The organism is Erwinia sp. TECH1 (assembly GCF_054057575.1).
Map to the genome: position 1 here is coordinate 2,913,066 of NZ_JBSRZK010000001.1, position 14,254 is coordinate 2,927,319.

12 protein-coding genes and 1 pseudogene are annotated in these 14,254 nt (G+C 55.2%); 2 read left to right on the top strand and 11 right to left on the bottom strand.

Annotation, left to right across the window (positions count from 1 at the left end; translation table 11 throughout):
- The first annotated feature begins 112 nt into the window (after positions 1-112).
- The gene (gene putA, locus ACVWZ0_RS13730; protein WP_253460544.1) at positions 113-4,063 is read left to right on the top strand and encodes a trifunctional transcriptional regulator/proline dehydrogenase/L-glutamate gamma-semialdehyde dehydrogenase; all 3,951 of its coding nucleotides are present in this window, start codon (positions 113-115) and stop codon (positions 4,061-4,063) included.
- 178 nt (positions 4,064-4,241) lie between these two features.
- Here putA and ACVWZ0_RS13735 read toward each other — a convergent pair whose 3' ends face one another.
- From ACVWZ0_RS13735 to ACVWZ0_RS13760, 6 genes are all read right to left on the bottom strand, one after another.
- Entirely contained in the window at positions 4,242-5,315 is a 1,074-nt protein-coding gene (locus ACVWZ0_RS13735) for an acyltransferase family protein (protein WP_253460541.1), read from the bottom strand.
- A 425-nt stretch (positions 5,316-5,740) separates the two neighbouring features.
- Entirely contained in the window at positions 5,741-6,493 is a 753-nt protein-coding gene (gene tcyN / locus ACVWZ0_RS13740) for an L-cystine ABC transporter ATP-binding protein TcyN (protein ID WP_253460538.1), read from the bottom strand.
- Positions 6,490-7,158 (bottom strand): cystine ABC transporter permease, encoded by a 669-nt coding sequence (tcyL, locus tag ACVWZ0_RS13745; protein WP_253460535.1) that lies wholly within the window; start codon positions 7,156-7,158, stop codon positions 6,490-6,492. Before tcyL ends, tcyN begins: the two co-directional genes overlap by 4 nt.
- A complete protein-coding gene (gene tcyJ / locus ACVWZ0_RS13750; protein ID WP_125290927.1) occupies positions 7,158-7,961 on the bottom strand; it encodes a cystine ABC transporter substrate-binding protein in 804 nt (267 codons plus the stop codon). Before tcyJ ends, tcyL begins: the two co-directional genes overlap by 1 nt.
- Before the next feature lie 65 nt (positions 7,962-8,026).
- Complete coding sequence (locus ACVWZ0_RS13755) at positions 8,027-9,013, bottom strand: D-cysteine desulfhydrase (protein WP_253460532.1); 987 nt, start codon at positions 9,011-9,013, stop codon at positions 8,027-8,029.
- Between the two features lie 207 nt (positions 9,014-9,220).
- Positions 9,221-9,442, bottom strand: a complete 222-nt coding sequence (locus ACVWZ0_RS13760; RefSeq protein ID WP_253460529.1) for a hypothetical protein — start codon at positions 9,440-9,442, stop codon at positions 9,221-9,223.
- A gap of 532 nt (positions 9,443-9,974) precedes the next feature.
- On the opposite strand from ACVWZ0_RS13760, the pseudogene ACVWZ0_RS13765 reads away from it, so the two are divergent.
- Positions 9,975-10,233: pseudogene (locus ACVWZ0_RS13765) on the top strand (ogr/Delta-like zinc finger family protein).
- Positions 10,234-10,267: 34 nt separating this feature from the next.
- Here the strand turns inward: ACVWZ0_RS13765 and ACVWZ0_RS13770 are convergent.
- The 5 genes from ACVWZ0_RS13770 to ACVWZ0_RS13790 all read right to left on the bottom strand — a co-directional run bounded on the left by ACVWZ0_RS13770 (position 10,268) and on the right by ACVWZ0_RS13790 (position 14,203).
- Positions 10,268-10,555 carry a HigA family addiction module antitoxin gene (locus tag ACVWZ0_RS13770; protein WP_253460526.1) on the bottom strand — a complete coding sequence of 96 codons (288 nt, stop codon included), beginning with the start codon at positions 10,553-10,555 and terminating at the stop codon, positions 10,268-10,270.
- Positions 10,555-10,833 (bottom strand): type II toxin-antitoxin system RelE/ParE family toxin, encoded by a 279-nt coding sequence (locus tag ACVWZ0_RS13775; protein WP_253460523.1) that lies wholly within the window; start codon positions 10,831-10,833, stop codon positions 10,555-10,557. The genes ACVWZ0_RS13770 and ACVWZ0_RS13775 overlap by 1 nt, the downstream gene beginning before the upstream one ends.
- A gap of 989 nt (positions 10,834-11,822) precedes the next feature.
- The gene (gene fliZ, locus ACVWZ0_RS13780) at positions 11,823-12,326 is read right to left on the bottom strand and encodes a flagella biosynthesis regulatory protein FliZ (RefSeq protein WP_253460520.1); all 504 of its coding nucleotides are present in this window, start codon (positions 12,324-12,326) and stop codon (positions 11,823-11,825) included.
- 42 nt (positions 12,327-12,368) lie between these two features.
- Positions 12,369-13,091 carry an RNA polymerase sigma factor FliA gene (locus ACVWZ0_RS13785; protein ID WP_253460517.1) on the bottom strand — a complete coding sequence of 241 codons (723 nt, stop codon included), beginning with the start codon at positions 13,089-13,091 and terminating at the stop codon, positions 12,369-12,371.
- A 143-nt stretch (positions 13,092-13,234) separates the two neighbouring features.
- Entirely contained in the window at positions 13,235-14,203 is a 969-nt protein-coding gene (locus ACVWZ0_RS13790; protein ID WP_253460514.1) for an HNH endonuclease signature motif containing protein, read from the bottom strand.
- Positions 14,204-14,254: the final 51 nt, after the last annotated feature.

Consider the following 14,254-nt stretch of genomic DNA (forward strand, 5'->3'; position numbering starts at 1 on the left):
GCGTTTTTACACTCTGCAATCAGCCTCACATTTAACAAGGTTGCACAAAGTTGCAACTTAAGTGATATTGCTTGCCAGATCTGTTTTGACTATTTGCAAGGAGTTTTAAGGCATGGGCACAACCACTATGGGCGTTAAGCTGGACGAGGCCACGCGTGACCGCATTCGTCAGGCTGCGGGCCAGATCGATCGCACACCTCACTGGCTGATCAAACAGGCTATTTTTAACTATCTGGAACAGCTGGAGAGAGGCGACGCCCTGCCGGAATTCCCCTTGCAGGCTACGGCTCAGGAGAGCGAAGACGCGCCGGTCGAGGAGCTGCATCAGCCTTTTCTGGAGTTTGCCGAACATATTCTGCCGCAATCGGTAACCCGCTCCGCCATTACCGCCGCGTGGCGTCGCCCGGAGACGGAAGCAGTGCCGATGCTCCTTGAACAGGCACGTCTGCCGCAGCCGCTGGCGCAGCAAACCCAACGTCTTGCCCACAAGCTGGCTTCGGCGCTCAGGCACCAAAAAGGGGCAGGCGGCCGCGCCGGTATGGTGCAATCGCTGCTTCAGGAGTTTTCACTTTCTTCACAGGAAGGCGTTGCGCTGATGTGCCTGGCGGAAGCGCTGCTGCGTATTCCAGATAAGCCAACCCGTGACGCGCTGATCCGCGATAAAATCAGCAACGGCAACTGGCAGTCGCATCTGGGCCGCAGCCCTTCGATGTTTGTTAACGCCGCCACCTGGGGCCTGCTGTTTACCGGCCGCCTGGTCGCCACGCACAACGAGGCGAATTTGTCGCGCTCGCTGAACCGCATCATCGGTAAAAGCGGCGAGCCGCTGATCCGCAAAGGCGTGGATATGGCGATGCGCCTGATGGGCGAGCAGTTTGTCACTGGCGAAACCATCGCGGAAGCGCTGGCGAACGCCCGCAAGCTGGAAGAGAAAGGCTTCCGCTACTCTTACGATATGCTGGGCGAGGCCGCGCTGACGGCAAAAGACGCTGAAGCCTATCTGGTTTCCTATCAGCAGGCGATCCACGCTATCGGTAAAGCCTCCAACGGTCGCGGCATCTATGAAGGGCCGGGCATTTCCATCAAGCTTTCCGCGCTGCATCCGCGCTACAGCCGCGCGCAGTACGAGCGCGTGATGAACGAACTTTACCCCATTTTGAAATCGCTGACGCTGCTGGCACGCTCTTACGACATTGGCATCAACATCGATGCGGAAGAAGCGGATCGCCTGGAGCTGTCGCTGGATCTGCTGGAAAAACTCTGCTTTGAGCCGGAGCTGGAAGGCTGGAACGGCATCGGCTTTGTTATCCAGGCCTATCAGAAGCGCTGCCCGTTTGTGATCGACGCGCTGATCGACATGGCCCAGCGCAGCCGTCGCCGCCTGATGATCCGCCTGGTGAAAGGTGCCTACTGGGACAGCGAGATCAAGCGCGCCCAGATGGACGGCCTGGAAGGCTATCCGGTGTTCACCCGTAAGGTTTACACCGACATCTCTTATCTGGCCTGCGCCCGTAAACTGCTGGCCGTACCGAACCTGATCTATCCGCAGTTCGCGACGCACAACGCGCATACGCTGGCGGTTATCTATCAGATGGCGGGCAATAACTACTACCCTGGTCAGTACGAGTTCCAGTGCCTGCACGGCATGGGCGAACCGCTGTACGAGCAGGTGGTCGGCAAAGTGGCGGATGGCAAGCTTAACCGCCCGTGCCGGATCTATGCACCGGTCGGCACGCACGAAACGCTGCTGGCCTACCTGGTGCGCCGCCTGCTGGAAAACGGTGCCAACACGTCGTTTGTGAACCGCATTGCCGATAACACGCTCCAGATTGAAGATCTGGTCGCCGATCCGGTCGATGAAGTGGAAAAACTGGCCCGCACCGAAGGGGCGATTGGTCTGCCGCATCCGAAGATCCCGCTGCCGCGCGATCTCTATGGCGCAACGCGTCAGAACTCCGCCGGTCTGGATCTGGCTAACGAACACCGCCTGGCTTCGCTCTCCAGCGCCCTGCTGAACAGCGCTATCCAGCCGTGGTACGCCGCGCCGGTTATCGATGGCGAAACGGAAGCCAGCGAACAGCTGCCGGTGCTCAATCCGGCGGAGCCTGCCGATATCGTGGGCTATGTGCGCCACGCTACCGGGAAAGATGTTTCGACCGCGCTGGACGCCGCCGTCAATGCCGGCCCGATTTGGTTCGCCACGCCGCCTGCCGCCCGTGCGGAGATCCTGACCCGTGCCGCCGAGCTGATGGAAGCTCAGCTACAGCGCCTGTTGGGGATCCTGGTGCGTGAGGCCGGAAAGACCTTTAACAACGCTATCGCCGAGGTACGCGAAGCGGTCGACTTCCTGCACTACTATGCAGGCCAGGTTCGCGACGATTTCGATAACGAAACGCACCGTCCGCTTGGCCCGGTGGTTTGCATCAGCCCGTGGAACTTCCCGCTGGCAATCTTCACCGGTCAAATTGCCGCAGCGCTGGCAGCAGGCAACAGCGTGCTGGCCAAGCCTGCCGAGCAGACGCCGCTGGTGGCCGCTGCCGCCGTCGCTATTCTGCATGAAGCGGGCGTGCCGGTTGGTGCCCTACAGCTGCTGCCGGGCCTGGGTGAAACCGTCGGCGCTCAGCTGACCGGCGACGACCGCGTACGCGGCGTGATGTTTACCGGGTCGACTGCCGTAGCAACGCTACTGCAACGTAATCTGGCCGGTCGTCTGGATCCGCAAGGCAGACCGACGCCGCTGATTGCGGAAACCGGCGGCATGAACACCATGATCGTGGACTCCTCCGCGCTGACGGAACAGGTCGTGGTCGATATCGTGGCTTCTGCCTTTGACAGCGCCGGTCAACGCTGCTCTGCCCTGCGTCTGCTCTGTATTCAGGATGATGTTGCCGACCACACGCTGCAAATGCTGCGCGGCGCGATGGCCGAATGCCGTATGGGCAACCCGGAGCGCCTGTCTACAGATATCGGGCCGGTGATCGACAGCGAAGCGAAAGAAAATATCGAACGCCATATTCAGGCGATGCGCAGCAAAGGCATGAAAGTGTATCAGGCGGCGTTTAACGATAAGCACGACAGCAAAGAGTGGCAGACCGGCACCTTTATTCCGCCAACGCTGATTGAGCTGGAAAACGTCGCCGATCTGGATAAGGAAATTTTCGGGCCGGTGCTGCACGTGGTGCGCTACAACCGCAGCACGCTGCCGAAAATTATTGAGCAGATCAACGCTTCCGGCTACGGCCTGACGCTGGGCGTGCATACCCGTATTGATGAAACCATCAATCAGGTCACCAGCCGCGCCAAAGTCGGCAACCTGTACGTCAACCGCAATATGGTAGGGGCCGTCGTAGGCGTCCAGCCGTTCGGTGGCGAAGGCCTGTCCGGCACCGGTCCGAAAGCGGGCGGCCCGCTCTATCTCTATCGTCTGCTCTCGCATCGCCCGGAAGGCGCGCTGAAGGTTACGCTGGATCGCCAGGACGTCGAGCGTCCGGTTGATGCGGCGCTGCGTCCGGTGCTGCTGACCACTCATCAGGCGCTGACGGAGTGGGCGAAAGACAAGCCGGAGCTGGCTGCGGTCTGCAAACAGTTTGCCGAGCTGGGCCAGAGCGGCACCGTTCGCCTGCTGCCCGGCCCGACGGGCGAACGCAACACCTTTACCCTGCTGCCGCGCGAGCGCGTGGTCTGCCTGGCGGATAACGAGCAGGATGCGCTGGTGCAGCTGGCGGCGGTCACCGCCGTGGGCAGCCGCGCGCTGTGGCAGGATGATGAACTGCATCGCGCGCTGGCGAAGAAACTGCCCACAGCCGTGCAGAGCCGTATCGACTTTGCGGTCGAACCGCTGGCGCAGCATAACGAGTTTGAGGCGGTGATTTACCACGGCGATGCCGATCAGCTCAGAACAGTTTGCGAAACGGTGGCCGCTCGTGAAGGCGCGATTGTTTCCGTCCAGGGCTTTGCCCGCGGCGAAACCAATCTGCTGCTGGAACGCCTGCTGATTGAGCGCTCGCTGAGCGTCAATACCGCAGCGGCAGGCGGCAACGCCAGCCTGATGACCATCGGCTAACGCGCCCGTCGGCCTGCCCGACAGGCTTAAAGCAGCGGATTCCGTACAAGGGGCGAAGCAGTTCGCCCCTTTTTTGGTTTAGCCGCGCGGCTGACCGGAAAAAGTAGCCACCTGATGCGTTTAAAGTCATAAGAAAAAGGCCGCTAATAAGCGGCCTTCTTACGCCTGGTGTTTTCTGTCAGGCATCAACTTTGACGCGCAGCAGCCGTGGATAGATAAACAGATTTTTGCCGATGCCCCGATTAAGCAACGTCCACACGCCTACCGAACAGCCCGCGCACAGCGCCACCATTACCACCGGGAAAGCTGTCGCCCACAGCATGGAGAACGCTTTGTTAGCGAACAGCTGATGATGTTCCGCGAACAAAATGGCGGACATGCCAAAGAATTCGATAAAGATGCGGTGCAGCACGTAAATTTGCAGCGTGTTTCTGCCCAGCCAGTTTAGCCAGCCCAGCGTAAAGTAGCGATTCAGCGTCCGGCAGGCGGCGACGGAGATTAAAACAGCGAGCGCACACAGGAACAGGCTATGGGGAATACCGAGCTTAGCGTGGATCAGCGACAGCGCTATCAGCGCGGCCCAGGGCACCAGATTGCTGCGACGCCATTCGCTCCAGCGCAGCAAAGTGCTGCTGTAAAAGGTACCCAGCAGGAAGAAGATCAGATACTGCGCGACGCTTTCCGGTCCCCAGCCTGGGATGATTTTCATGACGGCGGCGTAATTCAGCAAAACCGCAATGGTCATCATCGCAAGCCGCTGCTCGCGGAACAGTTTGGCGAACACAAAAAACAGGCCAAGCGCATAAAGATACCAGGAGGAGCTCATCGCCAGCAGCATTAATTTAACCGACTCCACCGGCGTGGCCGCCCAGGCCGCGTTGGTGTTTTTGGAGAGCTGTTCGCCCATCACCTCATTGGAGACGCCCCGGATCATCAGCCATTGGATCACGCCCCAAAGGAAATAGAGATAGAAAAGATTGGTAACGCGACTGGTAAAAACCTGCTTCCATGGACGGTTAATAATGCCGTTGGTCGCCAGCAGGCCAGAGACAAAGAAAAAGGCGGGCATCCTCAGCGGCGAAAGATAATTATTAAAGGCCAGCCACAATTTAGCAGGCATAAAGCCAGCAACCAGATGGCCAATCATTTCGACATAGCCTGGCAGGACAACATGATATAAAACCACGAGTAAAATGCAGAGGCCTTTTAAACTGTTTATCCAGGCAATATCCTGCTTTTGAGTCGTATTCATTATATTACTCCGACCGTCATAAACTGGGATAACATGAGGTAGCGATACCTCCCCGTAGCCGAGATATTTAATATTATCTGGCCCTGACCGTACGCTGACAAATATATACAATGTGGCTGCTGCTGGCCCTGAATACTTAGTCATGCCCGGCATCATGCATATTCAGAACATTCCTCTTCTCGCGAAGCGAATTTACCTTACCCTGGAAATTTGCAATAAGTTAATAAATTATTCCTCTTTTAAGAGACTGACGTCTTAAGGAACTTCTCCAAAACGAAGGCGGGTAAGGGAAAGCACAGGCGGGAGAGCTGTTTACGCAGGAAGAACGGCTATTTTATAACGAAGCGGCATGAAAGATATTTAAGAAAAAGCTTATTCAGCTGGCGCGCTGAAAATTGCCGGAATTAACCGGCAATTTTACAGGGTTATTGCGAAAGAAACTTTTCCAGGAACTGACGGGTGCGCGGGTGTTCGGGATGGCTGAACAGTGCTTTTGCGCTGCCCTGCTCCACGATGCGACCCTGATCCATAAAGATGGCGCGATCGGCAACGTCACGCGCAAAGCTCATCTCATGCGTGACGATAACCATAGTGCGCTTCTCCTGCGCCAGCGCCCTGATGGTATTGAGCACTTCGCCTACCAGCTCGGGATCCAGCGCGGAGGTCGGCTCATCGAACAGGATCACCTCCGGGCGCATCGCCAGCGCACGGGCGATAGCCACGCGCTGCTGCTGGCCGCCGGAAAGCCGACGCGGATAGCTCTCTTCCCTGCCCGCCAGCCCAACCTTCTCCAGCAGCTGACGCGCACGCGCCACCGCTTCGGCTTTTGGTTCGCCTTTCACGATGGTTGGCCCTTCAATGATGTTTTCCAGCACCGAACGATGGGGAAACAGATTAAAGTTCTGGAAAACAAAGCCTACCTGCTGGCGCAGACGGCGTACCTGCTCTTTCTGACGGTTCATGCCGGCGGCGGCATCAATACGGATATTGCCCACTTTAATGGTGCCGCTGTCCGGGGTTTCCAGCAGATTGATGCTGCGCAGCAGCGTGGTTTTGCCCGAGCCGCTTGGGCCGATTATCGCCACCACTTCGCCCGAAGCGACCTCCAGATCGATATCGTGCAGCACCGTGTGGCCGTTAAATTTCTTCACCAGCCCGCTGACTTCAATGGCGCTCATTTTGCCTCCCGATCCTGGCGGTTAACGTGGTTTTCCAGCCTGCTTTGCAGCATGGAGAGTAAAGTCGCCATCACCCAGTAAATCAGCGAAGCCGCCAGATACATGGTAAAAACTTCCAGCGTGCGCGAGGTGATCAGCTGCGCCTGGCGGAACAGCTCCGGCACCTGAATGGTGGCGGCCAGCGAGGTATCTTTCACGAGGCTGATAAAGCTGTTGCCTAACGGCGGCAGCGCGGTACGGGCGGCCTGCGGCAGAATAACCCGGCGCAGCGTCTGCCAGCGCGTCATGCCGATACTGGCCGCCGCTTCCCACTGGCCGCGCTCGATGGCGGCGATAGCACCGCGCAGCGATTCGGAAGCGTAGGCCGCCGTATTCAGCGACAGGCCAATCATGGCGGAAGGGATTGGATCCAGCTCAATGCCGAACTGCGGCAGGCCGTAGTAGATCATAAACAGCTGGGCGATCAGCGGCGTGCCGCGAAATATCGACACGTAGAAACGCGACAGCCAGGCTATGGGCCAGAAGTGGGAAAGACGCATCATCGCCAGCACGAAGCCCAGCAGCAGCCCGAAGAACATGCCGCCGATGCTGAGCTGGAGGGTGAAAAGCGCGCCTTTCAGTAAAAATGGTGCTGAATCCAGCACCAGTTGTAAACTTTCCTGCATTATTTAGTTACGTCCACGCCAAACCATTTGTCGGAAATCTTAGCCAGCGAACCGTCTTTCTGCATGTCCGCAATGGCTTTATCGACCGCCGCCAGCATTTCCGGGTTGTCTTTGCGCAGCGCCACGCCCGCTTCCTGACGAGAGAAGGCCGGGCCGGCTACCGCCAGCGTTTTACCGGTTTTCTTCACCAGATCCAGCGCGGCCAGACGGTCAACCAGGATCGCATCAATTCGGCCAACGCGCAGATCCTGATATTTAGTTGGATCGTCGTCATAAGTACGGATATCGACGTTCTTCACGTTTTCACGCAGCCACTGCTCGTAGTTGGTGCCCAGTCCCAGCCCCACTTTTTTGCCGCTGAGATCGGCAGGCTTAGTGATGCTGTCGGCCTTATCGGCTTTGGTCAGCGCCTGGATACCGGAAACGGTATAAGGCGTAGAGAAGTCATACTTCTTTTTGCGCTCGTCGGAGATGGTGACCTGGTTGATCACCACATCGATGCGCTTTGAGTCCAGCGAGGCCAACATGCCGTCCCACTTGGTCGGTTTCAGGCTGGCCTTGACGCCCAGATGCTGTGCCAGGGCGTTGGCGAAATCGACCTCAAAACCGGCCAGTTTGCCGTTTTCGTCCTGGAAGCTGAATGGCGGATAGGTTCCTTCCAGGCCCACCAGCAGCGTGCCGCGTTCTTTTACTTTATTCAGCAGGTTTTCCGGGGCAGCAGTAGCCTTGGTGGCAACGCCAGCCACCAGCGCCAGCGACATCATTCCCGTTACCAGTTGGCGACGAACCAGAGAAAAATTCATAAGCGCTCCATGTTGAGATGCAGATTAATAGTGTGTAGTCAGCTTTCTTTCCGAAGGCCTGCGGATCACCGCAGAGGATGATAAGCAAACAGCGCCGGCGAACCACCCGTGTGAACGAACAGTAGCGGGCCTTCGCGGCGAAAACGCTTTTGTGCGATGCCGTCAATCAATCCGGCCATTACCTTGCCAGTATAGACCGGGTCCAGAAATATCCCTTCAAGCCTGGCCAACAGTTTGATCGCCTCCGTGCCCTCTTCGCTCGGCATCCCGTAGCCCGGCGCGAAATAGTCGTCCCAGAGCGTCACGGGCGCCTGCGCTGTTAGCTCAAGCTGCGCGGCGAGCGCCTGTTGAATAGCGACCACTTTAGGCTGCTGTTCAGCAACGCTGCGCGAAACGGTTACGCCAACCAGCTCGGTGTCCGGCAGCAGCTGCTCCAGTCCTACGGCGAGACCGGCATGGGTTCCGGCACTGCCGGAGGCAACAACGACAGCGGCAAAATCTACCACGCCTTCGCTCTGATGAGCAATTTCCTGAGCACATTCTACGTATCCCAGCGCGCCCAGCGCGTTGGAGCCGCCAACCGGCACTACATAAGGCCGAAAGCCCTGCGCTTCCAGCCGCGTACACTGTTCAGCCAGCTGCGCGGCGGGATCGTGCAGCGCATCAACCATGACTACTTCCACATCCATCAGGTCCAGCAGCAGGCGATTGCCGTTAGTGGCGTAATTTTCAAGATGGGTAATGCCCGGATTTTCCAGCAGCGCCACGCACTTCAGGCCCAGCTTTGCGGCCACGGCGGCGGTTTGACGGACATGGTTAGACTGGATAGCGCCGGCGGTCAGCAGCACGTCCGCGCCCTGGCGCAGCGCATCCGCCGCCAGGAACTCAAGCTTGCGCAGTTTGTTGCCGCCCAGGGCTACGGGCGTGAAGTCGTCGCGTTTGATAAAAATATCGCGCCCCAGATAGTCGGAAAGACGAGGCAGATGCTCAAGCGGCGTCGGCGCGCCAAGCAGTTCCAGCCGGGGAAATGAGTGTAAAAGATGTAAGGACAACGTAGCCTCCACAGCAGCAAAAAGTCATCCTTACTGTTGCGAAGGCAAGGATAACATATTGAAAAAAAATGGTTTTAAACCAATACCACACATTGACTATATAAAAAAAACCCGCTTCCAGGCGGGCTTGCATATTATAAGCTATCAGGGATCGCAAAGCGCTAACGCTCTCCTCTCAATAGTCCAGGTCCAGGTGAAAGCAAAGCGCTAACGCTCTCCTCTCAGCAGTCCGAGTCCAAGTGAAAGCAGGTATCCCAAAACAAAGAAGCCGACAAAGCCAACTGTTTTCATTACACCGCCCTCCAGCAGAAACAACGACAAAAAAGCAGCTATTGAGCAAAGTCCGGTAATCATGGCCTCGAGAAAATGAGAAGTGCCCCAGCTGGCAATTTTGCCCAATTTACTTAGCGAGGATTTTGCAGAGTTCATGCTGAACCGCCTTACAAATCATTGGGCTACTGTTGATATATTTCAGATAAGGTTCAAGCGCAGGCTCGACCAAAAAATAAACCATATCAAGATTTTCATCAGATTCCAGGTTCTGATTACGCCGTCATACATCCCAGAAGGTACTGACGAGATACCCTCAACTACCCCACGGGCAATAGATTTTGCATCCATACATTTTCCCTTTCGTCCAATAAACCGTGTCAAGAATAACTAACAGGGATAGCTATTTCTATCCGTAAGGTATTTCAGCTCCTTAAAGAATAATAATTTTTTTAACGTATAGTTTTAATTTAAAAAACTAATCGCCCCTGCATATTCTCCCTCTTGAAATTTCATTCAAATTGCGAAAAACAGCAATAACTGTATTCTTTCCGTATGTTGCATTTTATACGATACTTCCCCAATATTTTCTGGAAAAAAGTGAAACTGGCTTCAACTTTTCACTTTGCGATCGGTACAGTAGCCCTTGGGCGCGAGTTGTCAGTGCGTTGGTTGATGAATGAGTATGGCTATGCGCGTACTAAAAATTATTTTCCCGCAATGCAATGCCAAAGCAATCATACGGAAGACTAACCGCAAGCATCCCGAACCGTCAGATATTTATTGCCAGTGCTCTGACGTGGAATGCGACCACACTTTCGTGACGAATCAGTCGTTTTCGCATACGCTCAGCCCAGCGCGCGCCGGTAACGACCTGCTGAAAAAAACTGATTGGGCTGATTACGCCGGAAGAACGGCAGATGGCGTTAGATTTGTTACAAGCCAGATAGCGGACACCCCGCAAACGCGGGGTTTTTTATGCGCTTATGCAGGCTGCAATCTGTGCAGCACTGACAGATCGATACGCTGCCGTGCACGCCATAAATCGTGATCGCGCTGCATTGCCAACCACACGTCAGCAGAACCACCCAGGACGGCTGCAAGTCTTAGCGCCATCTCAGGAGATATGTCAGACTTACTCACAATTAACCGCTGAACCGTTGAGGGTGCAACGTGCAGCGCCGATGCAAGCTGACGTGCGCTCAGCCCGAGCGATTCCATAGACTCGCGGATTAGCCCCCCAGGATGAGGGGGATTAAACATTCTGCCCATCAGTGGTAGTCCTCCATATTAATGATAAATACATCACCGTCTGTAAATTCAAAGGTTATTCGCCAGTTGCCTGTTACCGTCACAGACCAGATCCCCGCCCGATCCCCTCGCAGGGGATGCAGGTTAAAACCGGCAATATCAACGTCATCAATGATTTTAGCGTTATCCAGTGCAGACAAGCGAAACGCGATTTTGTCAGCGTTGCGTGAATCAATCCCAGCCGTTGAGCCAGTTTCAAAAAATTTCTTCAGCCCCTTATGCTTAAAACTCCTGATCACGTTAATCACTCCCTGTGTTGCGTTATGCGCATAATAACACCGCCGATGCGCGGTGCGCAACACGCATTGCTTTTAGGGAGCAATTTTCAGATGTTCAACTGATGTTGCATCAGGCATTGGTTCACAGTTGTTTAGCCCGGCGCGAATAATCGTGAGATCTACCCACTGCCAGGCATGTTCACACGGCTGGCGGAGATTAGCGAATGCTCGGGTGAGGATCCGATTAGAGGATCTGGCTCACTGCCTGTACTGATCCAGGAGATGTCATTTAGCAAAGATGAAATCGCCGCCCTACTCAATACGCTGCCCGGTGATGCGCTCCTGGGGCTCTGGTAACACTCAGTGCAGTCGGACGCCGGACAGAAGTTGTCACGTTAAAACGGTCGCAGATTGTTAACTGTCGCGTCATGTATTTGAAAACCAAAACGGTAAACGGCGTGCGGTTCCGATTTCGGCAGAGCCAGAACACAACATGATGTCGACAGCCAGCACCAGCTTGTTTAATGTCGATTGCAGAAAATTCTGTGGGGTGCGCAAACAAATTAAACCCGATATCCCGCCAGGCCAATCACTCCACATATTGCGGCATATATTTACTGGTCACGTCATGATGAACGAGGGAAATATCATGTTTTACAGCAAATGTGTGGGCTCGCAAGCATAGCGCTGACGATGAGTTATGCGCATATAGCTTTGAGATCGGGAAAATACCATCGCGCTGGGGCCGTTGGCTGGCAGGTTAACAGTTCAGGACTGCTGATACTGTAAATTCAGGGCAGCGATATTGCGCTGCCCTGATGTCCACGTCATGCCCACATTCAGACATGTCAGAAACCGTTACAAACCGCTGTAACTTTTTCAGAGGTATATTTTTTATAAGTTTATTTTGTAAGCCTTTACTTAACCAATCCCTTAACAACGCAGGAAAAGTTATTACGGTTTTACAAAACATAGCTAAAAGGTAACGTAAAAGAGGCTGTCGTCCCAATCTAATTGCGCTGCCAGCCTAAAAACTGATCGTATTTGCGCAGGGCGATGCGGTAATTATTGTTGCCCGCATCGGGAAGATCGTTTTCCAGACATTCGTGCCAGCTGTTGCCGGCCAGTCTTTCCGCCGGAAAATTACGGGCCGACAGCATCCCGTCAAGGCGACGCAGGCGAACAACATATTCGCGGATCGTGCTGTGGCTCATCTCGGTCTGCTCAAACAGATACTGTTTAAACGCCATGATGTCAAAATAGGTAGGATTCGTATTGCAGTAAATATCACTGCAAAAACGACACAGCGCGGTCAGCTCAAGCTGGAGCTTTGACCAGACCTGGTCGTCAATCGGCTGGTCCATGCGGGCGATCGCCTCTTTATTGATGATCTGCCCGCGGAAAACCAACGCCATACGGTCGAGAACTTTACTACAGTGTGAACAGTTAGTCTGGCTGTGCTTAAAATCTTTCAAATAGCGGCTCAGCGGCCTCATTTTAATTTTGGATCCCATTTGGAGTCCCCGGTTGGTGTTGAGAGTGCAAAACTGACTCCGTCAGCGCGCTCCCGTTAACCGGGCGCGCAGGCGTTTTATCGCCTGACTGTGCAGCTGGCTGACACGGGATTCCCCGACCTCCAGCACTGCGCCAATCTCTTTCAGATTCAGCTCTTCCTGGTAATAAAGCGTCAGCACCATTTTTTCGCGTTCGGGCAGCGCCTCGATCGCTTCAATGACGCGTTCGCGCAGATTCCCTTCCATTAACTGGTGTAGCGGGTTAGCCTCTTCGTGGCCTTCCGTCACCAGCTCCGCGCTGTCGCCATGTTCCTCACGATATTCGTCGTAAGAGAACAGCTGGCTATTATTGGTATCCAGCAGGATCTGCCGGTACTCTTCTAATGACACGTCAAGCTGTGCCGCGACTTCCTGCTCGCTGGCCGGCCTTCCAAGACTTTGTTCGACGCGATGCATGGCGGTGGCAACTTCGCGCGCGTTACGACGCACGCTGCGAGGCGCCCAGTCACGGCTACGTAATTCATCCAGCATCGCGCCACGTATGCGCTGTACGGCATAGGTAGTAAATGCCGTGCCCTGCAGCGCATCGTAACGTTCGACGGCATTCAGCAGCCCAATGCCACCCGCCTGCAGGAGGTCGTCCAGTTCAACACTGGCTGGCAACCTGACCTGTAAGCGCAGCGCCTCATGACGCACCAGCGGCACATAGCGCTGCCACAGCGAGTTTTTATCCATCACGCCACCGACGGTATATAGATCGTTCACTATGACTATCCTGCGTTAGTTAAGTTATCGGCATGATTATCTGTTTCTGTAGTGCGGATTGATTGGAGGAATAGCGGTAAAAAAGGCGGGTTATTTCATTTTTGTGGAAAAAAGCGGCGTCGGGCACCGCTTTTTACGGAAAGCTAACGCAACCTTAGCAGTCTCTGCCGTGTCGCTGTGGGCACCTGCTCCCATAATGCACAGGTTTTACCGGCAAGATCCTGATAAGCAGTGCTTAACTCTTCATCGGCTGGCAGGCTGTGTCGAAAAGAGATCCTGCCCGTCTCGCCATCAATCAACAGCAGATGGCTGGCGAACAGCCGTTGCAGGTCGCTGCGCAGAAAAAGCCCGTTATCCACGTTATTGTCTTTCAGAAAACCGCTTTCGTTCTCTTCCGTCACAATATGGCAGGCCTCTACCCACGGGTAGCTGGCATTTTCATGCACTTTGGTGCCGGTGATCACACAGGCGCCGTAGCGTTCACGCACCGCCGTGCTGAAGGACTGCTGGCTGATGCGCTGCCAGAGACGCGCTTTGACGCGGCGCCCTACCTGCGTTCCGGGCATTACACCTGCCGTAGGCGGCAGCAGCGGCGAGCTGAGCACCACCAGGAACTGGAGCTGTCTCGCATATTCAAAACAGGGCCGCGTCTGGCTGTCGTACAGCTGCCAGTACTCGTCTTCCTCATCGGTGCGCAGCAGGCTGAGCGTAAAACCACGCTGTGCCATCAGGCTTTGCGCCATAATCGAGGCAGGATCCAGCATCGCCACCACCTTGCTCTCGCCCATCACCTTCCAGACGTTCCACGGCGCGGGTGCGGGCGGGCGACGAAAATAGAGAAAGCTCTCCTGTTTTTGCAGGTAGTGCTCAAAGCGCTGCAAATAGTTTTTACGTTCGTTGTCGTTAGAGATAAAAAGCACATCCTCCAGCGCGCCGTGGATATCCCTGCTGGCGAAAATCGCCCGGATAATCCAGTTCTTGCTGGAGGTAGAAGGACTGAGTAATCCATGAGGGGTTAGCGATTTATCCTCAGGGTATTTCTGGCCATAGCGTTCGGCAATTTCATCGAACGGCAACAGTTCGCCAGGCAGCAGGTCGTAATTGAAGCGCATGTCACACTCCGCAAGAGGATCAAAATGAATTGTTATAAAAAAGAGTTATCG

Coding starts and splice junctions, on each gene's coding strand:
- putA (WP_253460544.1), top strand. CDS start 113: ATGGGCACAACCACTATGGGCGTTAAGCTGGACGAGGCCACGCGTGAC.
- ACVWZ0_RS13735 (WP_253460541.1), bottom strand. CDS start 5,315: ATGAATACGACTCAAAAGCAGGATATTGCCTGGATAAACAGTTTAAAA.
- tcyN (WP_253460538.1), bottom strand. CDS start 6,493: ATGAGCGCCATTGAAGTCAGCGGGCTGGTGAAGAAATTTAACGGCCAC.
- tcyL (WP_253460535.1), bottom strand. CDS start 7,158: ATGCAGGAAAGTTTACAACTGGTGCTGGATTCAGCACCATTTTTACTG.
- tcyJ (WP_125290927.1), bottom strand. CDS start 7,961: ATGAATTTTTCTCTGGTTCGTCGCCAACTGGTAACGGGAATGATGTCG.
- ACVWZ0_RS13760 (WP_253460529.1), bottom strand. CDS start 9,442: ATGAACTCTGCAAAATCCTCGCTAAGTAAATTGGGCAAAATTGCCAGC.
- ACVWZ0_RS13770 (WP_253460526.1), bottom strand. CDS start 10,555: ATGGGCAGAATGTTTAATCCCCCTCATCCTGGGGGGCTAATCCGCGAG.
- fliZ (WP_253460520.1), bottom strand. CDS start 12,326: ATGGGATCCAAAATTAAAATGAGGCCGCTGAGCCGCTATTTGAAAGAT.
- ACVWZ0_RS13790 (WP_253460514.1), bottom strand. CDS start 14,203: ATGCGCTTCAATTACGACCTGCTGCCTGGCGAACTGTTGCCGTTCGAT.